Source organism: Micromonospora sp. LZ37 (genome assembly GCF_059359015.1).
Genome location: NZ_JCADBL010000002.1, coordinates 428,794 through 454,912, shown reverse-complemented (window position 1 = coordinate 454,912; position 26,119 = coordinate 428,794). Strand labels below are relative to the sequence as shown.

Sequence of the window (26,119 nt, the reverse complement as noted above, 5' to 3'; positions counted from 1 at the left end):
GTGCTTTCCCCGCTGGTCGTGAAAGAGCGTCGAGAGGGTCTGTGGAATGCGCACGTGCCGGGTGGGACTGGTAGGGGCCGGTGGGGTGGCTCAGCGCCATGCCCGCGTGTTGAGCGGTTTCGAGGATGTGGAGCTGCTCGGGGTGACCGATGTGGCCCGGGACGCGGCGGCCGAGCTGGCCGGTGCGTACGGCGGCCGCGCCTTCGTAGACGTGGGGGAGTTGCTGGCCGCCGGGCCGGACGCGGTGTACGTCTGTGTGCCGCCGTTCGCGCACGGCCCGGTCGAGGAGGCGGTGATCGCCGCCGGGGTGCCGATGTTCGTCGAGAAGCCGGTGGCGGTCGACCTGGACACCGCCGAGCGGATCGCCGCGCTCGTCGAGGAGAAGCGGTTGCTCACCGCCGTCGGGCACCACTGGCGCTACCTGCACGTGGTGGACCAGGCCCGGCAGCTGCTCGCCGACCGTCCGGTCCGGATGGTCAACGGCGCCTGGCTGGACAAGGTCCCGCCGGTGGACTGGTGGGCGGTGCGCGAGCGCTCCGGAGGTCCGGTCGTCGAGCAGGCCGCGCACGTGCTGGACCTGGTCCGCGCGCTGGTCGGCGAGGCGGTCGAGGTGACCGCGTACGGCGACGGCAGCCCGCCGCCGGTCGACGGCGCCGACATCGACTCGGTGACCGCGGCGACGCTGCGCTTCGCCGGCGGTGCGGTCGGCACCCTCGCCGCGGCGTGCGTGCTCGGCTGGAAGCACCGGGCGGGGGTGGAGATCCTCGCCGACGGGCTGGCGCTGTCGCTGGCCGAGGACGGCCTGGTCATCCGCGACGCCGACGGGGAGCGCCGGTTGGAGTCCGACCCGGACGGTGCCCGGGTGGCCGTCGACCGGGCCTTCATCGACGCGGTGACCGGCGTCGGCGACGACGTGCGGGTGCCGTACGCCGAGGCGCTGCGCACCCAGCGGCTGGCCCTGGCGGTCGCCGAGTCGGCCCGCACCGGGCGCAGCGTGACCCTGCCGACCGGGCCGGCCGCCGCGCCGCTGCCCGAGGTGGGGGTGAGCGTCGATGCGTGACAAGGTCGTGGTGGTCAGCGCGCCCGGGCGGGTCGAGCTGGTCGAGCAGGACGCCGCCGAGCTGCGCGAGGGCACCTTCCGGGTCCAGACGCTCTTCAGCGGGGTCTCCGCCGGCACCGAGCTGAGCTTCGTCAAGGGCACCAACCCGTACCTCAACGTGACCTGGAACCCGGACCTGGGACTCTTCCAGCCCGGCGAGGCGAGCACGCCGTACCCGGTCACCCGGCTCGGCTACATGCAGGTGGGGCGGGTGGTGGAGAGCCGCACCCCGGCGATCGCCGTGGGCACGGTCGGGGCCATGACGTACGGCCACCGCAGCGGGCACGTCGCCGATCCGGTCGCCGAGCGCTTCGTCCCGCTGCCGGACGACCTCGACCCGATGCTCGGCGTCTACGTCGCGCACATGGGTCCGATCTGCGCCAACGGGCTGCTGCACGCCGCCGCGGACCTGTGCGGCACCGACGTGCGTTCGCTCGGCGACGGGGTGCGCGGCCGACGGGTCGCGGTGGTCGGCAGCGGAGTGGTCGCCCTGCTCACCGCCCTGTTCGCCAAGCGGCACGGCGCCGCCTCCGTGGTGGTGCTCGACCCGACCCCGGCGCGGCGGCAGGTCGCCGAGGCGCTCGGCCTGGAGACCCTGGACCCCGAGGCCGACGACCCGGCCGTGGTGCTGAAGACCCGCTGGAACCACGCCGCGGGCGACCGGGGCGCCGACGTGGTCTTCCAGTGCCGCGGCCAGGCCTGGGCGATGCAGCTGGCGCTGCGCCTGCTGCGCCCCCAGGGCGTCGTGATCGACCTGGCCTTCTACCAGGACGGCGCGGACGCGGTCCGGTTCGGCGAGGAGTTCCACCACAACGGGCTCAGCCTGCGCTGCGCCCAGATCGGCCGGGTGCCGCGCGGGCTCGCCCCGACCTGGGACCGGGAGCGGCTCTCCGCCGAGACCATCGAACTGCTGCGGCAGTACGGGGACCTGATCCGCAAGCACCTGGTCTCGGCGGTGGTGCCGTTCGAGGAGGCGCCGGCGCTGCTGACCGACCTGGCCCAGCGCCGCCGGCAGGAGCTCCAGGTGGTGCTGACCGGCTGAGCCGGCCGGCGCGGGTCGGCGGCCGGGCGGCCGGCGGCTGGGCGGGGGCGGCTACCGTTTCGCCCATGACCACCGCAGCCGCCCGCGGGCCGGAGCCCGGCGTCGTCGATCCGGACCCGGGCGCCGCCGCGCCGGGGACGCCCGCGCCCGGGGCGGGTCCCGCCCGCCCGGCCGGCCTCGCCGCCCTGCTGCCCTACCTGCGCGCCCACCGCGGCACCCTCGCCGTGGTGGGCGCGTTGTCGCTGGCCGGCGCCGGGGCCTCGCTGACCCAACCGCTGCTCACCCGCGCGGTCCTCGACGGCCTCACCACCGACCGGCCGGTCACCGGCCTGGTGTCGGTGCTGGTCGCCCTGGTGGTGCTCGGGGCCGCCCTCGGCGGGCTGCGGGACTACCTGCTGCAACGGACCGCCGAGGGGGTCGTCCTGGGCACCCGGCGGCGGCTCGCGGCGCACCTGCTGCGGCTGCCCGTCGCCGAGTACGACCGCCGCCGCACCGGCGACCTGCTCTCCCGGGTCGGCTCCGACACCACCCTGCTGCGGGCGGTGGTCACCTCCGGCCTCTTCGAGACCGTCACCGGGGCGGTGATGGTGGTCGGCGCCGCCACCGCGATGGCCCTGCTCGACCCGGTGCTGTTCGGGGTCACCCTGCTCGGGGTCGCCGCGGGCGTCGGCTTCGCGGTCACCGTGGCCCGCCGGGTGCGCCGGCTCTCCCGCGCCGCCCAGGAACGGGTCGGCGAGATGACCTCCGCCGTGGAGCGGTCCATCTCCGGGGCCCGGACCATCCGGGCCGCCCGCGCGGAGCGCCGCGAGGCCGCCGTCGTCTCCGCCAGCGCCGAGTCGGCGTACGCGGCCGGGCTGCGGGTGGCCCGGGTGCAGGCGGTCGTCGGCCCGGTCAGCGCGGTCACCATCCAGGGCGCGTTCCTGCTGGTCCTGGGCCTGGGCGGCGCGCGGGTGGCCGCCGGGGCGATCAGCGTCGGCGACCTGGTGGCCTTCGTGATGTTCCTGTTCTTCCTGGTCCTGCCGCTCGGGCAGGCGGTGCACGCCTACACCCAGCTCCAGACCGGGCTCGGCGCCCTGCAACGGATCGAGGAGGTGCTCGACGTACCCGTGGAGGGCGCCGACGACCGGGCGGCGGGCCCGGCGGCGGCGCTCCCGCCCGCCGGTCGTCCCGCCCGGATCGAGTTCGACCGGGTCGGGTTCGGCTACCCGGGTGGCCCGCCGGTGCTGCACGAGGTCAGCTTCACCGTGCCGGCCGGCACCCGCACCGCGCTGGTCGGCCCCTCCGGCGCCGGCAAGTCGACCCTGCTCGCGTTGGTCGAGCGCTTCTACGAGGTGACCGCGGGCGCGGTGCGCCTGGACGGCGTCGACCTGCGGGACCTGCCCCGCGAGGCGCTGCGGGCCCGGCTCGGCTACGTCGAGCAGGAGGCCCCGGTGCTGGCCGGCACGCTGCGCGAGAACCTGCTCATCGGCGCGCCGGAGGCCACCGACGCCGCCCTGCTCACCGCCCTGGACCAGGTCAACCTCGGCCACCTCGCCGAGCGGACCGCGGACGGGCTGGACGTGCAGGTGGGCGAGGGTGGGGTGCTGCTCTCCGGGGGCGAGCGGCAGCGGCTGGCCATCGCCCGGGCGCTGCTGGCCGGCCCGCCGGTGCTGCTGCTCGACGAGCCCACCAGCAACCTCGACGCGCGCAACGAGGCGGCCCTGCGCCGGGCCATCGACGCGGTGGCGGTACGGCGGACCCTGGTGATCGTCGCCCACCGGCTCGCCACGGTCGTCGACGCCGACCAGATCGTGGTGCTCGAAGGCGGCCGGGTCGTCGCCGTCGGCAGCCACCACGAATTGACCGGGACCAGTCCGCTCTACCGTGAGCTGGCCGCCCACCAGCTGCTGGTGAGCTGACCGCCGCGACCCCGCCGAGCTGCCCGTACGCGGGACCGGCCAGACATCCGGGACGCCCCGGACGAGCCGGGCAGCGATTGCCGGCCCGGTTCGCGTACCGTTGCCGCTCATGGGTGTGTCGCAACGGTTGAAGAGCAGGTTCCGGCGGTTCCTCCAGCGCCCGGGGACGACGGTCGACCTGGCCCCGCTGGAGAAGCTGCTGCCGCGGATCGCCGCGCGCGAGGAGGAGCTGTCCGCGCTCGACGACGCGGAGCTCACCGAGGCCGCCGGCGCCGCCTCGGAGTACGTCGAGATCTGCGCGATCGGTCGGGAGGCCGCCCGTCGCGGGCTGGACCAGCGACCGTACGACGTCCAGCTGCTCGGCGCGATGTCGCTGCTCTCCGGCAAGGTCGCCGAGATGGCCACCGGTGAGGGCAAGACCCTCACCGCGGCCGTCGCCGCGTACGGGCACGTCCGGTTGGGCAACGGCCCGGTGCACGTGCTCACCGTCAACGACTACCTGGCCCGCCGGGACGCCGAGTGGATGACGCCGGTCTACCGGCTGCTCGGGCTCACCGTCGGCTGGGTCAACGAGGCCTCCACCCCGCAGGAGCGGCGCGCCGCGTACGCCTGCGACGTCACCTACGTCTCGGTCAGCGAGGCCGGCTTCGACTTCCTCCGCGACCAGCTCGTCACCGACCTCGCCGACCGGGTCCAGCCGCCGCTGAAGACCGCGATCGTGGACGAGGCGGACTCCATCCTGATCGACGAGGCCCGGGTGCCGATGGTCCTCGCGGGCGCGGTCGCCGGCGAGCAGGACCCGGTGCACGCGGCCGCCGCGCTGGTGCGCGGCCTACGCCGGGGCCGGCACTACACGGTCGCCGAGGACGGTCGCAGCGTGGCGTTCACCGCCGCCGGCCTGGCCACCGTCGAGGCGAAGCTCGGCGGCATCGACCTGTACGACACCGAGCACGTCGGGCAGCTCTCGGCGGTCAACGTGGCGCTGCACGCCCACGCCCTGCTGCACCGCGACGTCGACTACATCGTCCGGGACGGCTCGGTCGAGCTGATCGACGAGATGCGCGGCCGGGTGGCCCAGCGCCGGCGCTGGCCGGACGGCCTCCAGGCGGCCGTGGAGGCGAAGGAGGGCGTGGACGCCACCGCGGAGGGCGAGGTGCTGGGCACCATCGCCGTGCAGGCGTACGTCGCGCTCTACCCGACGGTCTGCGGGATGACCGCGACCGCGGTGCTCGTCGGCGACCAGCTGCGGGAGTTCTTCGACCTCGAGGTGGCGGTGATCCCGCCGAACACCCCCTGCGTCCGGGAGGACGAGCCGGACCGGATCTACGCGACCCGGGCGGAGAAGGAGGAGGCGCTGATCGACGAGATCAGGCGCTGCCACGCCGCCGGCCGGCCGGTGCTGGTCGGCACCCTGGACGTCAAGGAGTCCGAGGGGCTGGCCGCCGGCCTGCACGCCGCCGGGGTGCCCTGCGTGGTGCTCAACGCCAAGAACGACGACGAGGAGGCGGCGATCATCGCCGAGGCCGGCGCGTACGGCGCGGTCACCGTCTCCACCCAGATGGCCGGCCGGGGCGTGGACATCCGGCTCGGCGGCAGCGACCAGGCCGACCGGGAGCGGGTCGCCGAGCTGGGCGGTCTGTACGTCATCGGCAGCGGCCGGCACGACAGCCGCCGGGTCGACGACCAGCTGCGGGGCCGGGCCGGCCGGCAGGGCGACCCGGGTGGGTCGGTCTTCCTGGTCAGCCTGGAGGACGACCTGGTGGTCCGGCACGCCGGCGACGCCATCCCGGCCTCGCCGCGGATGAACGCCGACGGCCTGGTCACCGACGAGCAGGTGGACTACGCGGTGGAGCACGCGCAGCGGGTCGCCGAGGGGGTCAACCACGAGATCCACCGCAACACCTGGCGGTACAGCGTGGTGATCGAGCAGCAGCGCAAGGCCCTCGCCGAGCGCCGGGAGCGGCTGCTCACCACCGACGTCGCCGCCCTGATGCTGCTGGACCGGGTGCCGGAGAAGGCCGGCGAGATGGACGAGGACCTGCTGGCCCGGGTGGCCCGGTCGATCGCCCTCTACCACCTGGACCGGCTCTGGGCCGAGCACCTGGCCGAGCTGTCGGAGGTCCGCGAGGGCGTGCACCTGCGGGCGCTGGGCCGCCTCGACCCGCTGGACGAGTTCCACCGGGCCGCGGTGCCGGCGTTCAACAACCTGATCCCCGAGATCGAGACGCGGACCATCGCGACGTTCGAGGAGACGGAGTTCGACGCCGACTGGGAGCCGGACGCCGCGAAGCTGGTCCGGCCGACCGCCACCTGGACGTACCTGGTGCACGACAACCCGTTCGGCTCGGAGCTGGACCGGCTGATCGCCTCGGTCGGCCGGCGGCTCTCCGCCGCGCGCTGAGTGTCCCCGGGGTCCCTTTCGGCGCGGACCGGCGCCGGAAGGGACCCCTTTGCGCGGTTTCGATCCTGGTTTGCGAGGGTAGTAGCCCGGGGCTCATGAGGCAGGGGGATCACAGACGATGACACAGGCGATGGCGCCGGCCGGAGGCACCGGTCGGCGGGCGGGGGCCGTGGCCCGGTGAACCTGGACACGCGGGAGCCCATGATCGACACCCTTGGCGTACTGGAGACCGCCGGCCTGTTGCGGGAGCTGACCGCCGGCCTGATCGCGATCGACGACTTCGACGAGGCGCTGAGCCAGCTGGTCCGGATCGCCCGGGACGCCGTCCCGGAGGTGACCTGGTGCGGGTTCACGGCCCTGCGGGCCGGGGAGCCGGCCGGCGTGGCCGCCTCCGACTCCCGGCTGGCGGAGCTGGACGACCTGCGGCACGGTCCGGACTCGCCGGCGATGAGCGCCATCCGCCGCCGCGAGATGATCATCGCGCAGGATCTGGCCGCCGACGGGCGGTGGCCCGGCTGGACGGCCCGGGCCCGTGGGCTCGGGGTGCACGGGGTGATCTCCGCCCCGCTCGACGTGGACGAGCAGGTGATCGGCGCGATCAACCTGTACGCCGACTCGCCCGGGGCGCTCTCCACCCGGCACCAGCTCACCGCGATGCTCCTCGCCGAGCACGCGGGCCTGCTGCTGGCCGCGGTGCGCGACCGGGCGAAGCAGGCCGCGCAGGCCGGGGAGCTGGACGGTTCGCTGCTCGGCGAGGGGGTGGTCGGGCAGGCGATCGGTGTGATCATGACTCAGCGCGGCTGCCCGGCGCCGGAGGCCCTGGCAGTGCTCCGCAGCGCCGCGTCCTCGCTCGACATCCCGCTGCGGGAGGTGGCCGAGCGGCTGGTCCGGACGGTCTCCCGGCCCCGGGAGGGCTGAGCGCGCCGTTTCGTCCCGCTGGCGGCCGGGTAGCACCCTGGGTTCGTGAGATGTCCGATCCTGGGGAGGACCGATGGAGAGCCGGCTGCGCGTGCAGGGCAATCCGATCCAACCGATGCTGGTGACGTTCCCGTTCGGGCTCTTCGTCAGCGCGACCGTCTTCGACCTCGCCGACGTCGTCGGCGGGCCGGCCTTCCTCGGTGAGGTCGGCTACTGGACGACGGTCGCCGCGCTGGTCGCCGCGGCGCTCGCCGCCGTCGCCGGCATGGTCGACCTGTGGGACGTCCGGCCCGGCCGGGGCCGCCGCACCATGGTCACGTTCAACCTGGTCAACGCGGCCACGGCGGCGCTGTTCCTGCTGACCTGCCTGATCCGGGCGGACGCGCCGCAGCGCGGCGCCACCGTGGTGCTGCTCGTCACCGAGCTGGTTGCCCTCGCGGTCGGCGCGGTCGGGGTCCGGCTCGGCGCCCGGCTGATGCGCCAGTTCGACGCCGCGCGCCGGGAGCCGAGCGGCTTCGAGGCCGTCGACGGGGTACCGGCCGGCGCCGCCACCGTCGAGATCGTCCGCCCGCGCGCCTGACCGCGGGACCGGCCCGCCCGGAATCCGGTTGTCCGCCGGCCGCCGGGCGGCCACCCTGGCGGGATGACCGAGCAGCGCTTCGCCGACCTGGTCGCCGAGGGGGCCGCCGCGTCCGTGGCCGGCTGGGACTTCTCCTGGCTGGACGGCCGGGCCACCGAGGAACGCCCGCCGTGGGGCTATGCCCGACTGGTGGCAGCCCGGATGGCGAAGGTCTCCGCCGCGCTGGACGTCGACACCGGCGGGGGCGAGGTGCTCGCCGAGGTGCCGCAGGCGCCGCCGTTGCTGGTCGCCACCGAGGCGTGGCCACCGAACGTCGAGGTCGCCCGGCGTACGCTGCGCTGGCTCGGCGCCACCGTGGTGCGGGCCGGCACGGAGCCGGTCCTGCCGTTCCGCGACGGCTCCTTCGAGCTGGTCACCAGCCGGCACCCGGTCGTGACCTGGTGGGACGAGATCGCCCGGGTGCTGCGGCCCGGCGGGACGTACCTGTCCCAGCAGATCGGGCCGGGCACCATGCGCGAGCTCAGCGAGGCGATCCTCGGCCCGCTGCCGGCTTCGGACACCCGCCACCCCGGTCAGGCCGTCGCCGCCGCCCGGACCGCCGGCCTGACCGTGGTACGGCTCGAGGAGGCCACCCTGCGTACCGTCTTCCACGACATCGGCGCCGTGGTCTGGTTCCTGCGCAAGGTGGTCTGGACGGTGCCCGGCTTCGACGTGGACCGGTACCGGCCGCAGCTCGAACGGCTGGACGGGCGGATCCGCGCCGAGGGCGCATTCGTCGCCCACGCCCGACGCTTCCTGATCGAGGCGGTCCGACCGGCCTGACCGGCCCGGCCGCGCCGCACGGCGGGTCGGGCGGGTGCCCCGCCGGCACCGCCCGACTGGTCTCGGAGGACCGTCACGCTCCGCCACCCGCCGCGCCGCGCTCTCGCCGCTGGGTCAGCGGTGGGCGTGGGCGTGGTGGGCGGCGAGCACGTCGGCGCCGAAGTCGCTGGCCGGGCGGCGCAGCACGGTGTGCGCGTGGTTGCCGTCGTCGGTGGTGTTGTCGTACTCGATCAGCAGGTCGTCGCCCTGGACGCGGTAGTAGTGCCGGGCGCCCGGCCGGGTCGACCCGGCCCAGGCGAAGTGCAGTTCGCCGCCGGCGAGCCGGGCCGCCTGCTGGGTGGCCAGCTCGGTGGGGAGCCGGTCCAGGTAGAGAGCCACCAACTGGTCCAGCAGCGCCCGGCCGGTGGGGCGCAGCCGACCGCCGGGCACCCCCAGCGGCGTGAGCGGCGCGTCCACCGAGGGTCGGGTGGCGCTGATGATGTCCGCCGGGGCCCGGTCCGCGATGATCGCCGCGTCCCGCCCGGCCGGCCCGATCGCGTCCAGCAGCTCACGGGCCAGGTCCTCCTCCACGCCCAGCGGCCGGGAGACCGGCCGACCGGCGTGCCGTACGGTGGCCGGGTTGGCGCCGAGGAAGACCGGGGCGGGGGAGACCTCGTCGTCGACCACGGTCATGCTCACCGACAGGTGGTGGCCCTCGACGCGCCACGCCCAGCGGTCGTCGCGCGCCGGGTCGCCGAAGACCGCCACCCAGTAGTCGCTGCTGTGCCGGCCGCGCCGCCAGCCCTCCGCCCGGTCCAGCACCTCCTCCAGCGCCATCACCGTCATGGCCTGGGCGTACGCCGCGGGGCTGAGCGCGGTGGCGAGCAGCCGGTGCGCGGCCTTGCGCCCGGTGGTGTCCAGGTCGGCCAGGCAGACGCCGGGCCGGGGGCGGGGACGGTACTCCAGCCAGCGGCGGTCCTCGTCGTCGAAGGCGCGGCCGGCGGCGGCGCGGGCCGGGGCGTCGAGCGCGGCCAGCAGCGCGCCGGCCGCGGTGCGCATCCGCTCGGGTACGGGATCGTCCACCGTCCCTGTATACCGGTTGGACGCCCGGCCCGCGGCCATTGCGGTCAGCGGAAGGTCAGCAGGGCATTCCTCCGTCGCGCCGGCGCGGGCCAGGTCGAACATCCGGTGGGCGAAGGCCGGCGTCTCGGCGTCCAGGTCGTCGGCCACCCGTCCAGGCTGGTAGGCCGCCGTCGGCGCCGGACTGGTAGCTTGCCAGCCCACGACGGGAGGATCATGGACGAGGTGTACGCCGGCAACGCCGGTGTGGACGGTGCGACCAACGCCGGCTGGCTGCTCGGGCACTTCATGCCCGCCGGCGACCCGCGGCACAGCACCGAGGTCGAGGTGAAGTGGGGCGTGCACCCGCCGGGGGAGGCCCGGTCGACGTGGGCGACGGGGGAGCGGCGGACCGCGCTGCTGGTGCTGGTGAGCGGCCGGTTCCGGGTGGAGTTCCGGGACCGGACGGTGGTCCTCGGCACGCCGGGCGACTACGTGGTGTGGGGGCGCGGGGCGGACCATTCCTGGTACGCCGAACGCGAGTCGGTGGTGCTCACCGTGCGCTGGCCCTCGGTGCCGGGCTACCGGGTGGGGCCGCCGGTGCTGCGCTGACCGGTGCTCCGGTCGGTCGCCTCGGTCCCAGCATGCGGTAATGCCTACTAAACCTATAGGCTTTAGCGCCTATAGTGGTCTCCGGACGCACACCACGGGAGACCGCCATGACCGACCTGCTCGCCGTCGCCAGCCGGTACGCCGACCCGGCCGGCTGGGCCGTGCCGCTGCGCTTCGAGGCCACCGAGCGCTGGTACGCCCGGCTCGCCGTCGCCGACGACCACGAGGTGTGGGCGTTGAGCTGGCTGCCCGGGCAGGGCACCGACCTGCACGACCACGGCGGCTCGGCCGGCGCGTTCCTGGTCCTCGCCGGTGAGCTCACCGAGGAGACGGTGGCCGGTGGCCGGCTGCGCCCGTCCCGCCTCGGCGCCGGGGCCGGCCGCCGCTTCGGCCCGCGCCACGTGCACGTGGTGACCAACCGCGCCGAGCGGCCCGCCGTCAGCGTCCACGTCTACCGCCCGGCGCTGCGCCGGATGACCCGCTACGAGCTCGTCGAGGGCCGCCTGCGGGCCATGCGGGTGGCCGAGGCCGGACTCGCCTGGTGACGTCCCGACCGCCCCTGACCCGCACCACGTCCCGGCACGCCCATGGAAGGACCGCGAGGATGTCGCAGCACACCACCCGTACCGACGGCCCGCCCACGCCGCCACCGGGCTCCCGGGGCATCGACGAGCTCCTCGCCGACGCCCGGGCGCGGCTGCGGCGGCTCGACCCGGAGCAGGCGCACCTGGCGTACCGGGGCGGCGCCCTGCTGGTCGACATCCGCCCCGCCGCCCAGCGGGGCGCGCACGGCACCGTGCCGGGCGCCCTGGTGATCGAGCGCAACGTGCTGGAATGGCGGCTCGACCCGCGCTGTCCGGCCCGGCTGCCCGAGGCGGTCGACTACCACCGGCCGGTGGTGGTGATCTGCCAGGAGGGCTACACCTCCTCGCTCGCCGCCGCTGCGCTCCAGGATCTCGGCCTGCGCCGGGCCACCGACGTCGTCGGCGGCTTCGTCGCCTGGCGGATCGCCGGCCTGCCCACGCTGGGCCCGACCCCGCCGCGCCGCTCCTCGTCCACCGCGCCCCCGGTGACCGCCGGGCCGGCGCCGCACTGACCGCCGCGCTCCCGCCGGGGCGCGGACGCCACCGCCGACCCAGGAGGCTTGCATGTCCGTCGTGGCCATCTCCGCCCGCCCGCACCCGCCGGGCCGTCCCGACCGGGTGCCGCCGGCCCGGCCCCGGTCGGCGCCGACGTTGACCATCATCCTCGACCTGAGCGCCGGGCCGCTGACCCCCCGGCTGGCCCGCCTGGTCGATCTGCTCGGTGACCTGGCCGAGGCGGGGGAGGGGGTGGTCCGCCTGACCGAACCCGCCGCCGTCCGGACCCTGCCGGGCCCGCGCCCCGCGCCGGTGGCCCCGGACGACGACGACCGGGGCAGCCTGCGCATCCTCGCCGGCTCGCGGACGGTCCGGCGGGCGGGCGGGAGATCGCGCTGACCCGCATCGAGTTCGACCTGCTGGTCTTCCTGGCCGAGCACCCGCACCGGGTGTTCACCCGGCTGCAACTGCTCGCCGCCGTCTGGGGCTACCAGCACGCCGTGGCCCGGACCGTGGACGTGCACGTGCGCCGGCTGCGCGCCAAGCTCGGCGTCGACACTCCGCTGGTGACCACCGTCCACGGCGTCGGCTACCGCCTCGCCGACGAGGCCCGGCTCTGCATCGACAGACTTCGCTGACCGTCGGCGACCTGCGGTGTGCTCGCTCCCACCGGGTGGGTGCGCCCCGGCGTGTCGGCCGCCCCGTTCGGACGGGGGTACCCCCAGTAATCGGGCATCCGTGCCACTCTGCTGTAATCATGTCGCTCGTACGCAGAGCGAGGGTTCGGCTGCGATGTGTTCGTCAATTGTCACATTCATGCAACGCGGCCGCCCCTTGACCCTCGCTCAGGTGCCGGGAAGCATCGATGAAGCGGCGTCCCGGGCCGTGGGATTACCCGGACCAGCCAAGGAGGACCATGTCGGTCAGCCCCGCCTCGTCGCGCGCCGGATGGCATACGTCCCAGCCCGCAGTCCCCGGTCGTCCCCCTGGTGGCCAGCGCCGTCCGGCCAACACCGCCGCGCCCGTGCTCACCGTGACCCTCTCCATTCCGCTGGCCTGTGAGGAGTCGCTCACCCCGCCGGCCCGCCGCCTGCTCGAGGCCGCCCGCGAGATGCTGGAACGCGGTGAGGGCGTCATCGCCACCAGCGCCGTCCCCGCCGAGCGCCGCCCCGAGTCGACGCCCGCCGGCCGGTCCCCGGGCCGGTCGCTCGCCCCGACCATCCCGGCCCTGCACATCCTCGCCTCCTCCCGTTCGGTGTTACGGGACGGTGAACCGCTGCCGCTAACCCGGCTGGAGTTCGACCTGTTGCTGCACCTGGTCGCCCACCCGCGCCGGGTCTTCACCCGGCTCCAGTTGCTCAACGCGGTCTGGGGCTACGAGCACGCCGGGGTCCGCACCGTCGACGTGCACGTGCGCCGGCTGCGCGGCAAGGTCGGCGTGGACGTCCCCCTGGTCACCACGGTCTACGGAGTGGGCTACCGGCTCGCCGACGACGCCCGGGTCACCATCGACCGCGCCGGCTGACCAGACCCCGCGCCACCGCGGCGGAGACCACCGGCGGCCCGCCGGCGGTCCGGGGCACCATGGTCGGATGCGCGTCCGACCCATCTCGCCCGAACGACTCGTCGCCGAGCTGACCGAGCGCCTCCTCACCGCCGCGTCCGACCCGGCCACGGCGGTCGTCGGCGGCCCCGCACCGACCGGCGGGAGCGCGGCGCCGGCCCGGCTCCGGGTCGCCGTCGACGGCGCGCCGGCCGCCGCTCCCGAACGACTCGCCGCCGCGCTGGTCGACCCGCTGCGCACGCTCGGCCGCCCGGTGCTGCACGTGCGCGCCGAGGACTTCCTGCGCCCGGCGTCGATCCGGTTCGAGCAGGGGCGGACGAACCCGGACGCGTACTACGAGAGCTGGACCGACGAGGCCGGACTGCGCCGGGAGGTGCTCGACCCGGCCGGCCCGGCCGGCTCCGGACAGGTGCTTCCCTCCCTCTGGGACGCGGCGACCGACCGCGCCAGCCGCGCCGGGTACGTCCCGTTGCCGCCCGGCGCCGTCCTGCTCGTCAGCGGGGCGCTGCTGCTCGGCGGGGGCCTGCCCTTCGACGTCACCGTGCACCTGGCGCTCTCGCCGGCCGCGCTGGCCCGGCGCACCGACCCGCGGCAGCGGTGGACCCTGCCCGCCTTCGCCCGGTACGCCGACGAGGTAGACCCGGCCTCCTTCGCCGACGTCGTGATCCGCGCCGACGACCCCCGCCACCCGGCGCTGGTCGAGCCGGATCCGGCGGCCGGACCGGGGCCGCGAAATTCGTCGGTTTGATCCATTCGGGAGGTGGGTAATCGCCCGGCTCACAGAGCACGGGTGATCTCGCCCGTGCGGACCGTTTCCGGGCACCCGGCCACGGACAGCCGAAGTCCCACGAAAGGCAGGCAGAGATGCTCGTCCACGACACGGTCGGTACGGGCCGATCCCAGGCGGAGATCGACCAGATCCGGCTCTCGCTGCAGGCCCGCTACGACGAGCTGACCGCGGAGTACGAGCAGGCCGTCCAGCAGAGCCAGGTGCTGCGGCTGGTGGAGGTCGGCGACACCGCCGGCGACGACCAGGCCGACAGCGGCACCAAGACGGCCGAGCGGGACACCGCCCAGTCCCTGCTGCGGACGATCCTCGACCGGCGGACCCAGTTCGAGCGCGCCCTGGCCCGGCTCGAGGAGGGCACCTACGGCTTCTGCGAGGGGTGCTCCGCGCCGATCCCGGTGGAGCGGCTGGAGATCTTCCCGTCCGCCACCGCCTGCGTCACCTGCAAGCAGACCCGCGAGCGGCGAGCCGCCTGACCGGCGCCCCGCACGGTTGCCGACCCGGTCCGGGCGCGGTGGACTCTCCCCGTGGGTGACATTCTCGTGGGCACCGCGTCCTGGACCGACCGGACCCTGCTCGACTCCGGCTGGTACCCGCAGACCGCCGACACCCCGGAGAAACGGCTGGCCCACTACGCCCGCCAGTTTCCGCTGGTCGAGGTGGACGCCACCTACTACTCCCCGCCGGCCGAGCGGACCGCCCGGCTCTGGGTGGAGCGCACCCCGCCCGGATTCACCTTCAACGTCAAGGCGTTCAGCCTGCTGACCGGGCACCCGACCCGGGTCTCGGCGCTCTACAAGGAGCTGCGGCCCGACACGGAGAAGAAGAACATCTACCCCGACGACCTGCCCGCGCAGGCGTACGAGGAGGTGTGGACCCGGTTCCTCTCCGCGCTCGACCCGCTGGTGGCGGCGGGGAAGCTCGGCGCGCTGCTGTTCCAGTTCCCGCCCTGGTTCACCATCAAGCGGGAGAACAAGCAGTACCTGCTGGAGGTGGAGCGCCGCTGCCGGCCGCTGCGGCCGGTCTTCGAATTCCGGCACGCCTCCTGGTTCGACGGCGCCAACGCCGACGAGACCCTGGCCTTCCTGCGCGAGCACCGGCTCGCGTACGTCTGCGTGGACATGCCGCAGGGACACCGCTCCTCCGTACCCCCGGTGCTGGCTGCCACGGCGGACCTGGCCGTGGTGCGCTTCCACGGTCACAGCGACAAGTGGACCAGCAAGGACATCCACGAGAAGTTCGGCTACCGCTACTCCGACCGGGAGCTGCGGGACTGGGCGCCCAGGCTGCGCGAGCTGGCCGACTCCGCCGAGCGGACCCACGTGCTGATGAACAACTGCTACCGGGACTACGCCCAGACCAACGCCGCCACCCTGACCGGCCTGCTCGACGCCTGACCGGCTTCACCCGGGTCGGGCGAGGCCGGCTCACCCCGCCGCGACGCAGCATGGACACCGCCGGTCGCCGACGCGGCCCGGCGACGTCCGAGAAGGTACGGAGGTGACCGCTATGGCGGTTCGGGTGGTGACGGGTCCACGTCGTGGCGCCGTGCTGCACGTGGTCGGTGCGGGCGAGGACGTCCGACGACCGGCGCCGGCCCCGCGGGGCAACAGTCCGCTACGGCACTGGCGGGGTCCGTCGGGGCCGCCGCGGCGTGACGACGACCGACGGTGGGAGAGCGACACACGGGGGTGGGCAGATGGCTGAGCAGTTGGTTTCCGCGTTCGAATCCTCGCTGGACAAGACGAACCTGATCCTCAAGGACATCGAGCAGGCGTACGGCTGGCCCAAGGAGCAGCGCAACCAGTCGTACGCGGCGCTGCGCACGGTGCTGCACCTGCTGCGGGACCGGATGCCGGTCCAGGAGAGCGTGGAGTTCTCCCAACAGCTGCCGGTGCTGTTGCGCGGGATCTACTTCGACGGCTGGCAGCCGCAGGACGTCCCGATCAAGCTCAACCGGGACGACTTCCTCTACGAGGTCCGCCAGGGCTTCCCGTACGACGTGGAGGGCGGCCCCGAGCGGGTCACGCAGGTGGTGCTCGACACCCTGCGCGCGCACGTCACCCAGGGCGAGTGGGCGGACGTCAAGTCCAACATGCCCGGCGACATGCAGCGGATGATCCCCTGACCGGGTGAACGACGGCCCGTCCCGCCACCGGTGGGGCGGGCCGTCGCCGCGGCGGCCGGCGCTCAGGCCGTCCGGCTGACCGTCCGGCCCGCCCGGCGGGCCAGCCCGGCGAAGGTCACCGCGTCGACCACGGCCGCCCCACCCGGGTCGTTGTTGAAGTAGACGTACACCGGCTCGGAGTCGGTGAAGGCCGCGGAGAGCCGGCGCACCCAGGAGGCCAGCGCCGTCCGGCCGTAGCGGGGCCAGGGGCGGGCCCGCCCCTCGTGCAGCCGCAGGTAGCCGAAGTCGGTGGTCCGCCACAGCGGGGTCACCGGCCGGCCGAGCCGGTCGGCCCAGACCAGCGCGGCCCGCCGCTGCTCCAGCACCCGGCGGACCTCCGGGCTCCACCAGGACTCGTGTCGGGGCTCCACCGCCACCCGCACCTCGGCGGGGAAGAGGCGCAACGTGGCGTCCAGCGCCGCCGGGTCGGCCGGCAGGTTGGGTGGGAGCTGCACCAGCACCGGGCCGAGCCGGTCGCCGAGCGCGGTGGCGCGGCCGAGGAAGCGGGCCGCCGGCTCCGCCGGCTCGCGCAGCCGTTTGATGTGGGTCAGGTAGCGGCTCATCTTCACCGCCACGCAGAAGTCCGGCGGGGTACGGGCCCGCCAGGCGGCGAAGGTGTCCCGCTCCGGCAGCCGGTAGAAGGCGTTGTTGACCTCCACGGTGGCGAACCGGGTGGCGAAGTGCTCCAGCCAGAGCCGCTGCGGCAGCTTCGGCGGGTAGAACCGGTCCCGCCAGTCGCGGTACTGCCAGCCGGAGGTGCCGATCAGGATCATCGCGACCGCCTAGTGCAGGCCGAGCGGGAAGACCTCGAACGCGGCGCCGTACCGCACGCCGAGCCGGGTGCCCACCGGGCGGCTGATGCCCTCCAGGAACTCCTCCGGGTCGAAACTCCCGTCGCCCAGCCCCCGCAGGTACGCGTCGTGCGCGCGCAACGAGGCCAGCCCGGCGGCGAAGGTGGCCGTCACGTCCACCCCGTGCTGCGCCAGCGGCGAGGCCGCGGCCCAGACCTCGCGTACCCCGTTCCACCGCTCGACCCCGCCGGTGAGCTGCTCCGGGAAGATCCACCGATTGGCGGCGTCCCGCGCCGCGTCGAGGGTGGCCCGCCCCACGGTGATGTGGTCGGCCTGGTTGAGCGCGTACGCCCCGTCCCAGGTGTCCCGGAAGTTGGTGGTGAGCACGATGTCCGGCCGGTGCCGGCGAATCACCTCGGTGATCGCCCGCCGCAGCGGCACGCCGTACTCCAGCAGCCCGTCGGGGAGACCGAGGAAGTCCACGGTGGCCACCCCGACCACGGCGGCGGAGGCGCGCTGCTCCTCCTCACGCACCACCCGGGCCCGGTCCGGGGCCATCCCGTCGATGCCCGCCTCGCCGCTGGTCACCAGGCAGTAGACGACCTCTCTGCCCTGCCCGGTCCAGCGGGCCACGGCGGCGGCGGCGCCGAACTCCAGGTCGTCGGGGTGGGCCACCACGGCGAGCGCCCGCCGCCAGTCCTCCGGCAGCGGCGTCAGCGGCTGCGGCTGCCCCATGGCGACCTCCTGACCGTCGGACCGGGTCTCCATCCTGGCACCGCCGCCCCGTTCGTGCCGGCCGCCGGGCGGGCCGGCGTCGGGTGGGTTGACGGGACCGTCCACCACTGACACGATGCCGGGAGCGCTCCCATCGACGTCCTCGCCGACCGTCGCCGTCCCCGGCGCCCGCCACGAAGGACAGGGAACGCATGCCCATCCATCCGTACCGCCCCGGCCGCGCCCGCTCGGCGCTGCTCGCCACCGTGCTCGCCGCCGCCACCGTCCTCGCCGCCGGCGTCGCCGTCGGCCGCCCCGGCCCCGCGGCCGCCGCCACCGGCCTGAAGACCCTCGCCGCCGCCCAGGGGCGCGACGTCGGCTTCGCCCTCGCCGTCGACCGGCTCGGCGAGTCGGCGTACCGGACCGTGGCCGACAACGAGTTCAACCTGGTCGTCGCCGAGAACGCCATGAAGTGGAACTCCGTCGAACCCGTCCAGGGGCAGTTCCGCTGGACCGACTCCGACCAGGTGGCCGACTACGCCGCCAGCACCGGCAAGAAGCTGTACGGCCACACCCTGCTCTGGCACCAGGCGCTGCCCGACTGGGTGGGCGCGCTCCCCGCCGACCAGCTCCGCGCCGCCATGCGCCACCACGTCACCACGGTGGTCACCCGGTACCGGGGTCGGGTCGCCGCCTGGGACGTCGTCAACGAGGCGTTCTCCGACAACGGCGACGGCTCCCGCCGCGGCGACTCCGTCTTCCAGCGCAAGCTCGGCGACAGCTACCTCGCCGACGCGCTCACCACCGCCCGCGCCGCCGACCCCGACGTCGCGCTCTGCCTCAACGACTACGGCATCGAGGGGCGGGGCGCCAAGAGCAACGCCCTGTACGACCTGGTGAAGAGCCTGAAAGCCAGCGGCGTGCCGCTCGACTGCGTCGGCTTCCAGGCCCACCTGGTGCTCGGCCAGGTCCCCGGCGACCTCCAGACCAACCTGCAACGCTTCGCCGACCTCGGGGTCGACGTGCGGATCACCGAACTGGACGTCCGGATGCCACTGCCCGCGGACGCGACCCGGCTGGCCCAGCAGGCCGCCGACTACCGCCGGGTCTGGCAGGCCTGCCTGGCGGTGACCCGCTGCCGGGGCGTCACCACCTGGGGCCTGACCGACCGCTACTCGTGGATCCCGGAGTTCTTTCCGGGCCAGGGCGCGGCGCTGATGTTCGACGAGAACTACGCGGCCAAACCGGCCTACCGCGCCGTCGCCGAGGCGCTCGGCGCGACCACCCCGCCCGGCACGCCGGGCCCCACGCCGCCAACCGGCGGCTGCACCGTCGACTACCTGCCGAACTCGTGGAACACCGGCTTCACCGCCGAGGTCCGGGTCCGCAACGACGCCGCGACCGCGGTCAGCGGCTGGGCGGTCGGCTTCGCCCTCACCGCCGGGCAACGGGTGACCAACGGTTGGAACGCCACGGTCACCCAGACCGGGACGCAGGTCACCGCCCGCAACGCCGGCTGGAACGCCGCCATCCCCGCCGGCGGCACGGTCGGCTTCGGCTTCCAGGGCACCCACGGCGGGACCAACCCGTCGCCCGGCGCCTTCACCCTCAACGGCGTCACCTGTCGCAACGGCTGACTCCGGGCGGGCCCGGCGAACCGTCCGTGCCGCCGGGCCACGCCGTCTACGGTGTGGTTAGAGAAGATCGTGTGGGGTACCACCCGCTGCACGACGGACCCCGACCTACGGCGGGGGCGGCACACCCGAGGGAGCACCCATGGCACTCAACGACGACGACATGCAGACCACCGGCGGCGGTGGCCTGGAAGGCCCGGCCGACGGTGGCGCGACCCCGGGACACCAGGACAGCGGCGCCGACCGTGGCGCGGAGGGTCCGGCCGACGGTGGCGCGACCCCGGGTCACCAGGACGGTGGCGCCGACGGTGGCGCGGAGGGTCCGGCCGACGGTGGCGCGACTCCGGGTCACCAGGACGGTGGCGCCGACGGTGGCGCGGAGGGTCCGGCCGACGGTGGCGCGACCCCCGGCCACGCCGACGGTGGCGCCGACGGCAGCGCCTGACGGACCGAGGTGACGATCATCGACCCGCCGGGCGGCCACGGCTGCCCGGCGGTGCCGTCCGCCACCGAGGCGCTGGCCCGCTGCGTCAGCGTCGAGCCCGCCAAGTTCGCCGCCGCCTACTGGGGAAAGGCGCCACTGCTCTCCCGCGCCGACGAGCTGCCCAACCCCGCCGGCTTCACCGACCTGCTCAGCCCCGCCGACGCCGACGAGCTGCTCAGCCGGCGCGGTCTGCGTACCCCCTTCCTGCGCGTCGCCAAGGACGGCCAGCTCGTGCCGGCGGCGCGCTTCACCGGCGGTGGCGGCGCCGGCGCCGAGATCGGCGACCAGGTCCTCGACGAGAAGGTGCTGGAGCTGTACGCCTCCGGCGCCACCCTGGTGCTCCAGGGCCTGCACCGCACCTGGCCCGCCCTGGTCGACCTCGCCCGAGACCTCGGTGCCGCCCTCGGGCAACCGTTGCAGGTCAACGCCTACCTGACCCCCGCCGGCAGCCAGGGCTTCGCCACCCACTACGACACCCACGACGTCTTCGTCCTGCAGGTCGACGGCCGCAAGCACTGGCGGATCCACCCGCCGGTGCTGCCCGACCCGCTGGAGCGGCAGCCCTGGGGCGGGCGGGCCGACGAGGTCTCCGCCACCGCCCAGGGCCCGGCCGCGCTCGACGTGGTGCTCGCCCCGGGTGACGCGCTCTACCTGCCGCGCGGCTGGCTGCACAGCGCCCAGGCGCAGGAGTCCAGCTCCCTGCACCTGACCGTGGGCATCCGCGCGCTGACCCGCTACGCGCTGGTCGAGGAGCTGCTCGCCCTGGCCGCCGAGGATCCCCGGCTGCGCGCCGGGCTGCCCTTCGGCACCGACGTCGCCGACCCGGAGGCCATCGAACCCGAGCTCACCGAGACCGTCGAGGCGCTGCGCGACTGGCTGCTGCGGGCCGACCCGGCGGCCGTCGCCGCCCGGCTGCGCGCCCGCGCCTGGCCGGCCGCCCGGCCCGCGCCGATCCGGCCGCTCGCCCAGGCCGCCGCGCTCGCCGCGCTCGACGCCGACGCCCGCATCGCCCCCCGCGGCGGGCTGCGCTGGCAGCTCACCGCCACCGGCGACCGGGTCGCGCTGCGCCTGACCGACCGGACGATCACCCTCCCCGCGACCTGCGAAGCGGCACTGCGCGCCCTGCTCACCGGCGCGGTGACCCGGGTCGGCGACCTGCCCGGCCTCGACGACGACGCCGACCGGCTGGTCCTCGCCCGCCGGCTGCTCCGCGAGGCCGTCGCCGTCCCCGCCTGACGGCCGCTCTCCCGGCCGCGCCGGGGCCGGCGGGCGGTCAGCGGGTCAGCACCAGCAGCGCCACCGTGGTCGCCACCCCGGCGACCAGCACGACCGCCATCGGCCGTGGGCCGAGCAGGGCGTGCCGCCGGTCCGCCAGCCGCTTCGCCGGGGCGAGGCCGGCCACCGGGCCGAGCAGCGTGACCACCAGGGCCAGCACGGGCATCCCCACCGCCAGGTCACCGCCGTACCGCTGGCCGAACACCCGGGCGCCGGCGCCGAGGGCGTACGCGACCAGCGCGCCCGCCACCCCGCAGAGCGCCAGCAGCGGGTTCACCGCCCCCGGCAGCTCACCGCGCTGCCCGGTGCGCTCCAGCAGCTCGCGCACCCCGCGCAGCAGCGGCACCGGGTCCTCGGCCGCGCTCCGGGCCGGCCCCGGCGGGTCGCCCAGACCCCGGGTGCCCATCCGGGAGCGCAGCTCCGCCCAGAGGTGCCCCACCTCTGCGTCGACCCGCTCCAGCAGTGACCGGGCCGCCGCCACCTCCTCCTCGGCGGCCCGCAACTGCGCGGCCGCCTCGGCCACCGCGCGGCGCGCGGCGGCGCACTGCTGGTCGTGCCAGTCGCGCGCCTCGGCGCGCTGGGCGGCCACCCGACCGGTCAGCTCGGCGAGGCGGCGGACGTGGGCGGCGTAGGTGTCACTGGCGACCGGTTCGTTCATCGGGACGGACCATAAGGGATGATCACCTGTCCGGTGCGGTGCACCGCGCGGTCGAAGAAGAGCCCCCGCCACGGCCGGGGATACCAGTCCGGGCCGCCGGTACCCGGGTAGAGCGACGAGCCCAGCTCCCCGCCCTGCACGTCCAGGGCCACCCAGGCGCCGATCTGGTCGGTCCGCGACGCCGGCCCGCCCAGGTCCACCCGCATCCGGGCCACCCCGCGCCACCAGGCCAGCACATGGGTACGCCGCTCCGGCCCGTCGTGCAGGATCCGGCGCAGCTGCTCCAGCCCGCTGCGCCCGCCGGCCCGCCCCGCCAGCGCGCCCGCCGCCGCGTCCACGGCGAACAGCAGGAGGTAGTGCGGGGTGGCCGGGGTACCGGGCCGGTCCAACGCCTCGGCCGTCTCCGCCATCAGCTCCGGCACCGTCTCCTCGTCGTACCAGGCGGCGTCGTCGGCCAGGTCCTCGTAGAGGGCGCGGGCCGCCGGGTCGGCGTCCGGGTCCAGGCAGGCGATGGAGAACCGGGCGGTGCCCGGCCGGTGCTGCCGGGCCAGGGAACGGGCCGCCGCGTCGAGCACCGCGCACGCCTCGTCCACCCGGGTGCCCAGCACCGCCAGGTTGCGCCCGGGCGCCCGGGGCAGCCGCAGCGCCGCGGAACGGGACTGCACGTCGATGATCTCACCGAGCAGGGCGACCGGACCACGCTGCGGGGTGTCACCGCCGGCCGGGGTGAGCGCCCGGAAGTCCGGCGCGTCGGCCAGCCGGGGGACCGCGTCGCCGTCGAAGAGCCGGGCCGGCGCGGCGTCCTGCGGGCGCATCCGCCACAGCCGGTGTTGCAGCTCGCTCCAGGTCTCCCAGTCACTGGCCGACGGGATCCGGGCCACCTGGTTGCCCTCGGTCATCCCGGACTCGGCGTTGACCACCGCGTGGTGCCGGGGCAGCGCCTGCGCGGCGTCGTTCCGCTCGGCCAGGATGCGCAGCGCCTTGGGCAGCGCGATGCGCAGGGTGAACTGGGCGACCAGCGCCGGGCGCCCCCACAGCGCCTCGATGCCGCGCACGTCCTGCGAGGCGAGCACCAGGTGGATGCCCTGCGAGCGGCCCCGCCGGGCCAGGTCCTCCAACAGGTCGGCGGCCTCCCGGGCCACCACGTCCCGGCCGGCCAGCAGCGCCTGGAACTCGTCCACCACCGCCACGATCCGGGGCCAGTGCCCGGTCGGGTCCACCGCCCGCAGCTCGGCGAGCTTGGTGACCTCGTGCTTCTTCGCGGCGTCGGCGCGCCGGCGCAGCTCCTCGGCGAGGAAGCGCAGCAGCGCCAGCCCGAACTCCCGGTCGGTGTTGACGTTGATCCCGACCAGCCGCATGTGCGGCAGCCAGCTCGGGTCGCGCCGCCCCTTGGCGAACCGGGCGAAGGACACGCCCTCCTTGAAGTCGAGCAGGTAGAACTCCAGCTCCGTGGGGGAGTAGCGGGACGCCAGCGCGCCGATCCAGGCGAAGATCAGGTTGGTCTTCCCGGTGCCCGACGGGCCGCCGATCAGGGCGTGCGGCGGGTAGTCGCCGAGGGTGAGCAGCACCGGCCGGCCGTGCGGGCCCTCGCCGATCGGCGCGGTCAGCCCGTGCGCCGAGTCCTCCTTCCACATCTGCTCCGGCGGGGGCAGCAGGTCGGTGAAGGGCGCCGGCGGCGGGCCCGCGTTGACCCGGGAGGCGATCTCCCGGCAGGTCTCGGTGACCAGCGCGGCCGGCGGCGGCGGGTCGAGGCGTACCGGCAGGCCGGGCGGGGCGCCGACCCGGGTGTCGCCCGGCGCGGCGACGATCCGGGTGACGGTCGGGTCCTCCGCCAGCGGGATGCCCCGGATCACCAGGTGCACCCCGCAGGCGGCCCCGGTGCGGACCACCCGGTCCAGTTGGCCGCGCTCGTGCCGGGACAGCTCGTCCCCGCCGAGCAGCACCGCCACCCGCCAGGGCTCGGGCCGCCGGCCGGTCGCCGCGGCCAGCTCCCGCAGCGAGCCGTACTCGCCGGCCAGCACGGTCTCGTTGATCCGGCGGATCTGCTCCACCAGGTCGTCGAGGAGCCGGCCCAGCCCGCCGGGGCCGACGAAGGTGAGCAGCCCGGCGGTGCCCAGCGGGGCGAACCCGGCCAGCCCGCCGCCGAGGTGCTCCGGGTCGTAGCCGTACAGCCGGACCGCGCCCGGGTCGGCCCGGCCGACGCCGCGCAGCAGCAGCGCCGCCACCACCGCGTCGCAGCCGGCCCGGTCGTCGCCGGTCAGCTGCACGTGCCCGGCGTCCAGCAGCGGCACCAGCGCCGGCACCGGCTCCGCGCCCGTGATGCGCAGGGTGCCGACGCGGACCGGGCCGACCGGCTCGCCGCGGCCGGCCGGCGCCGCGTGCCAGGTGTCCCAGTCGGCGGAGGCCGCGCCGGGCGCCTCGCGCAGCGCGGCGGCGGCGGCCCGGCGGGCCAGCTCGGCGATCCGGGCCGCGTGCCGGTCGTCGATCTCGGCCAGCCGGCGGTCGCGTTCCGCGCCGACCCGTTCCGGTACGCCGGCGGCGGCCCGCCGTACCCGGGCCTGCCGCTCCCGGGCGGCGGTCAGCTCCGCCTCCGCCGTCGCCAACCGGGCGCGGGTGGCGCCGAGCGCCTCGGAGAGCATTCCCCGCACCCGCGACACCAGCTGGTTGCGCAGGTCAGCCACGGTGCCCGCCCTCGGCTCGGCCGGCCGCGCCCCGGTCGGGAGCGGATCCCGGGTCGTCGCCGCCGCGGGGCAGGTCGCGGCCCAGCCGGGCCAGCAGCACCCCGGTCACCACGCCCGCGGTGACCGCCGGATCGGCGGCGTGTGGCTGCCCGCCCTCGTCCCGGCGCGGCGGAGGCATCCGGCACACCCGGGTGAGCAGGGTGTCCAGCACCGGCGGGGGCAGCCCGGGCAGCAGGTCGCGGACCCGGCCGTCCAGCTCGCGCCGGAGCCGGCCCAGGTCGTCCGCGCGGGGCGGATGCCCGAGCAGCTCACCGGCGAGGTCGCGCAGCAGCGGCGGGGCCAGCGCGGCCAGCCCCAGGCCGACGTCGGCGTGCGCCCGGCGCAGCTCCCGGTGCAGCCGGTCCCGGTCGCCGGAGCGCACCCCGGTGACCACCCGGCGCAGCAGCTCGCGGGAGTCGGCGACCCGCTCGTCCGGCTCGTCCGGCGGCCCCTCCCGCCCGCCGGTCAGCTCCGCCACCCGCACCGACCACCACCGTTTGACCGTCGGGTCGGCGTCCCGCTCGGCCGTCGGGGCGGCTTCCGGCACGGCCTGTTCACGCGGCGCGTCGTGCCGCGGCCCGGGGGTCGCCGTCCGGGGTGGCGGCGCGCCGTCGGGGGCCAGCCCGATCGCCGCGAGGTACGCCGAAAGCTGCTCCTGCGCCACCCGCAGCGCGTGCCCGGCGGCCTCGGCGTGCTCGGTGGCGGCGGCGAGCTCGGGCACCCCCATCGGGTTGGCCGACTCCTGCCGTACCCAGCGCAGCCGTTCGGTGGCCTGGCCGAACTTCTCCAGGGCCAGGGCGAGCTGAGCGAGGGGGAGTTCCTCGGCGGCGGCGCGCACCTGCGCCCCCACGTCCTCGATGATGGACACGGCGGCCGGCTACAGCGTCGCGACGTAGAGCTGCGCCTGCTCCACCGCGACCAGGGTCGCGGCGAGGCACTCCTCGAGCTCCTGGCCGGCCTGGGTCAGCGAGGCCTGCGCGGCCTCGACGGTCTCGTGCCCGCTGCCCTCCAGCGCCCCGGCGAGGGTCTGCTGCGCCTCGGAGAGCTTCTCTCCGGCGGCCTGCACCGCGCTCTGCCCGTCACCGATCTGTTGGAGGGCGACATCGATGGCTGCCTTCAGCTCGGCGACGCTCGCCACGGTGACCTCCTGGGGGCGGGGAGATCTCCATTACAACCCATACCCTCCGGGGAGAGAACACGCCCCCTGTCGGTGTCCGTGCCCGGATGTCCGGTTACCGCCCTGACGTGCGCGAAGCCGCCCCCGCCGCCGGTCGCCCGGTCCCGTCCGGGGACCGCCCGGTCCCGTCCACGGGCCCACTCCCGTGCACCGCACCCGCCCCGCCCCCGGTGATCAAGAGGTTCGGGTCCTGGGACGGCCGTTCTCCGACGCAAACCTCTTGATTACGACGTCGTCGGGGCGGGTCAGGCGGGTCCGGTGGTGTGGGCGCGCAGCCAGGTCGGGCCCTGGACCTCGGCGCCGAGGGCCGTCACCCGGGTACGCAGTTCCCGGTCGGCGGTGACCACCAGCCGGCGCCGGTCCGGGGCGTCGCGGACCAGCGCGACGATGGTGTCGTCGCCCGAGCCCGGCGCCGCCACGGTGCGCACCTCGGGCCGGCCGGGCACGTCCCGGGCCGCCCCCTCCACCACCAGCAGCACCTCGGCCGGGCCCGGCAGCTCCGGCGGCAGCCCACGGGCGGCCAGCGGGACGAGCCGGTCGCGCAGCCGGGCGGCGGCGCCGGCCCGGTCCCGCCACCAGCCGTCCGGTCGGGAACCGACCACGTTGGCGCCGTCGACGATGAGCAGCGGTCGGGATTCCATGCCCCCAGCCTGCCACCC

The 26,119-nt window shown here is 75.7% G+C and carries 26 protein-coding genes and 1 pseudogene; 19 read left to right on the top strand and 8 right to left on the bottom strand.

The annotated features are described in order from the left end of the window. Positions 1–46: 46 nt before the first annotated feature. The 7 genes from AC5L3Z_RS06195 (at position 47) to AC5L3Z_RS06165 (ending at position 8,760) form a co-directional block, all read left to right on the top strand. Positions 47–1,060 (top strand): Gfo/Idh/MocA family protein, encoded by a 1,014-nt coding sequence (locus AC5L3Z_RS06195; protein WP_494840208.1) that lies wholly within the window; start codon positions 47–49, stop codon positions 1,058–1,060. After that, positions 1,053–2,141: a zinc-dependent alcohol dehydrogenase gene (locus AC5L3Z_RS06190; RefSeq protein WP_494840206.1), complete on the top strand. Its 1,089-nt coding sequence runs from the start codon at positions 1,053–1,055 to the stop codon at positions 2,139–2,141. The genes AC5L3Z_RS06195 and AC5L3Z_RS06190 overlap by 8 nt, the downstream gene beginning before the upstream one ends. 65 nt (positions 2,142–2,206) lie before the next feature. After that, positions 2,207–4,039: an ABC transporter ATP-binding protein gene (locus tag AC5L3Z_RS06185; RefSeq protein ID WP_494840205.1), complete on the top strand. Its 1,833-nt coding sequence runs from the start codon at positions 2,207–2,209 to the stop codon at positions 4,037–4,039. A gap of 109 nt (positions 4,040–4,148) precedes the next feature. Further along, the gene (secA2, locus tag AC5L3Z_RS06180) at positions 4,149–6,440 is read left to right on the top strand and encodes an accessory Sec system translocase SecA2 (RefSeq protein WP_494840203.1); all 2,292 of its coding nucleotides are present in this window, start codon (positions 4,149–4,151) and stop codon (positions 6,438–6,440) included. A 177-nt stretch (positions 6,441–6,617) separates the two neighbouring features. Next, positions 6,618–7,358: a GAF and ANTAR domain-containing protein gene (locus tag AC5L3Z_RS06175; RefSeq protein ID WP_494840202.1), complete on the top strand. Its 741-nt coding sequence runs from the start codon at positions 6,618–6,620 to the stop codon at positions 7,356–7,358. Between the two features lie 73 nt (positions 7,359–7,431). Beyond that, on the top strand, positions 7,432–7,938 hold the full coding sequence (locus AC5L3Z_RS06170) for a DUF2231 domain-containing protein (protein WP_494840201.1): 507 nt from the start codon (positions 7,432–7,434) through the stop codon (positions 7,936–7,938). A 63-nt stretch (positions 7,939–8,001) separates the two neighbouring features. Next, the gene (locus AC5L3Z_RS06165; RefSeq protein WP_494840199.1) at positions 8,002–8,760 is read left to right on the top strand and encodes a class I SAM-dependent methyltransferase; all 759 of its coding nucleotides are present in this window, start codon (positions 8,002–8,004) and stop codon (positions 8,758–8,760) included. A 114-nt stretch (positions 8,761–8,874) separates the two neighbouring features. Here AC5L3Z_RS06165 and AC5L3Z_RS06160 read toward each other — a convergent pair whose 3' ends face one another. Further along, entirely contained in the window at positions 8,875–9,798 is a 924-nt protein-coding gene (locus AC5L3Z_RS06160) for a DUF3500 domain-containing protein (protein ID WP_494840630.1), read from the bottom strand. Positions 9,799–10,032: 234 nt separating this feature from the next. Between AC5L3Z_RS06160 and AC5L3Z_RS06155 the strand changes: the two genes are divergently transcribed. From AC5L3Z_RS06155 to AC5L3Z_RS06115, 9 genes and pseudogenes are all read left to right on the top strand, one after another. Beyond that, the gene (locus tag AC5L3Z_RS06155) at positions 10,033–10,410 is read left to right on the top strand and encodes a cupin domain-containing protein (RefSeq protein WP_494840629.1); all 378 of its coding nucleotides are present in this window, start codon (positions 10,033–10,035) and stop codon (positions 10,408–10,410) included. 107 nt (positions 10,411–10,517) lie between these two features. Further along, entirely contained in the window at positions 10,518–10,955 is a 438-nt protein-coding gene (locus AC5L3Z_RS06150; protein ID WP_494840198.1) for a cysteine dioxygenase, read from the top strand. A gap of 59 nt (positions 10,956–11,014) precedes the next feature. Continuing rightward, positions 11,015–11,506, top strand: coding sequence for a rhodanese-like domain-containing protein (locus AC5L3Z_RS06145; protein ID WP_494840197.1), 492 nt, complete (start codon positions 11,015–11,017; stop codon positions 11,504–11,506). A gap of 52 nt (positions 11,507–11,558) precedes the next feature. Next, positions 11,559–12,127: pseudogene (locus AC5L3Z_RS06140) on the top strand (winged helix-turn-helix domain-containing protein). 278 nt (positions 12,128–12,405) lie between these two features. Beyond that, positions 12,406–13,014 carry a winged helix-turn-helix domain-containing protein gene (locus AC5L3Z_RS06135; protein WP_334613604.1) on the top strand — a complete coding sequence of 203 codons (609 nt, stop codon included), beginning with the start codon at positions 12,406–12,408 and terminating at the stop codon, positions 13,012–13,014. A gap of 67 nt (positions 13,015–13,081) precedes the next feature. Beyond that, complete coding sequence (locus AC5L3Z_RS06130; protein ID WP_494840194.1) at positions 13,082–13,801, top strand: nucleoside/nucleotide kinase family protein; 720 nt, start codon at positions 13,082–13,084, stop codon at positions 13,799–13,801. Positions 13,802–13,917: 116 nt separating this feature from the next. Next, complete coding sequence (locus AC5L3Z_RS06125) at positions 13,918–14,316, top strand: TraR/DksA family transcriptional regulator (protein ID WP_494840193.1); 399 nt, start codon at positions 13,918–13,920, stop codon at positions 14,314–14,316. Positions 14,317–14,367: 51 nt separating this feature from the next. Continuing rightward, on the top strand, positions 14,368–15,237 hold the full coding sequence (locus AC5L3Z_RS06120) for a DUF72 domain-containing protein (protein ID WP_494840192.1): 870 nt from the start codon (positions 14,368–14,370) through the stop codon (positions 15,235–15,237). Between the two features lie 302 nt (positions 15,238–15,539). Further along, positions 15,540–15,968 carry a DUF2267 domain-containing protein gene (locus tag AC5L3Z_RS06115; protein WP_494840190.1) on the top strand — a complete coding sequence of 143 codons (429 nt, stop codon included), beginning with the start codon at positions 15,540–15,542 and terminating at the stop codon, positions 15,966–15,968. Between the two features lie 62 nt (positions 15,969–16,030). On the opposite strand, the gene AC5L3Z_RS06110 is transcribed toward AC5L3Z_RS06115, so the two are convergent. After that, positions 16,031–16,780, bottom strand: a complete 750-nt coding sequence (locus tag AC5L3Z_RS06110; RefSeq protein WP_494840188.1) for a DUF72 domain-containing protein — start codon at positions 16,778–16,780, stop codon at positions 16,031–16,033. 9 nt (positions 16,781–16,789) lie between these two features. Next, positions 16,790–17,533, bottom strand: a complete 744-nt coding sequence (locus AC5L3Z_RS06105; protein WP_494840628.1) for a PIG-L deacetylase family protein — start codon at positions 17,531–17,533, stop codon at positions 16,790–16,792. A gap of 191 nt (positions 17,534–17,724) precedes the next feature. On the opposite strand from AC5L3Z_RS06105, the gene AC5L3Z_RS06100 reads away from it, so the two are divergent. The 3 genes from AC5L3Z_RS06100 to AC5L3Z_RS06090 all read left to right on the top strand — a co-directional run bounded on the left by AC5L3Z_RS06100 (position 17,725) and on the right by AC5L3Z_RS06090 (position 20,866). Beyond that, positions 17,725–19,149, top strand: a complete 1,425-nt coding sequence (locus AC5L3Z_RS06100) for a glycoside hydrolase family 10 protein (RefSeq protein WP_494840186.1) — start codon at positions 17,725–17,727, stop codon at positions 19,147–19,149. 139 nt (positions 19,150–19,288) lie between these two features. Further along, entirely contained in the window at positions 19,289–19,591 is a 303-nt protein-coding gene (locus AC5L3Z_RS06095) for a hypothetical protein (RefSeq protein WP_494840184.1), read from the top strand. 9 nt (positions 19,592–19,600) lie between these two features. After that, positions 19,601–20,866 carry a cupin domain-containing protein gene (locus tag AC5L3Z_RS06090; protein WP_494840183.1) on the top strand — a complete coding sequence of 422 codons (1,266 nt, stop codon included), beginning with the start codon at positions 19,601–19,603 and terminating at the stop codon, positions 20,864–20,866. A 37-nt stretch (positions 20,867–20,903) separates the two neighbouring features. On the opposite strand, the gene AC5L3Z_RS06085 is transcribed toward AC5L3Z_RS06090, so the two are convergent. The 5 genes from AC5L3Z_RS06085 to AC5L3Z_RS06065 form a co-directional block, all read right to left on the bottom strand. Beyond that, complete coding sequence (locus AC5L3Z_RS06085) at positions 20,904–21,563, bottom strand: hypothetical protein (RefSeq protein ID WP_494840181.1); 660 nt, start codon at positions 21,561–21,563, stop codon at positions 20,904–20,906. Continuing rightward, entirely contained in the window at positions 21,560–24,244 is a 2,685-nt protein-coding gene (locus tag AC5L3Z_RS06080) for an FtsK/SpoIIIE domain-containing protein (protein WP_494840179.1), read from the bottom strand. Before AC5L3Z_RS06080 ends, AC5L3Z_RS06085 begins: the two co-directional genes overlap by 4 nt. Continuing rightward, positions 24,237–25,151, bottom strand: coding sequence for a hypothetical protein (locus tag AC5L3Z_RS06075; protein WP_494840177.1), 915 nt, complete (start codon positions 25,149–25,151; stop codon positions 24,237–24,239). The genes AC5L3Z_RS06080 and AC5L3Z_RS06075 overlap by 8 nt, the downstream gene beginning before the upstream one ends. Positions 25,152–25,160: 9 nt before the next feature. Beyond that, on the bottom strand, positions 25,161–25,421 hold the full coding sequence (locus tag AC5L3Z_RS06070) for a hypothetical protein (protein ID WP_334530286.1): 261 nt from the start codon (positions 25,419–25,421) through the stop codon (positions 25,161–25,163). 284 nt (positions 25,422–25,705) lie between these two features. Further along, positions 25,706–26,101 (bottom strand): PIN domain-containing protein, encoded by a 396-nt coding sequence (locus AC5L3Z_RS06065; RefSeq protein ID WP_494840175.1) that lies wholly within the window; start codon positions 26,099–26,101, stop codon positions 25,706–25,708. Positions 26,102–26,119: the final 18 nt, after the last annotated feature.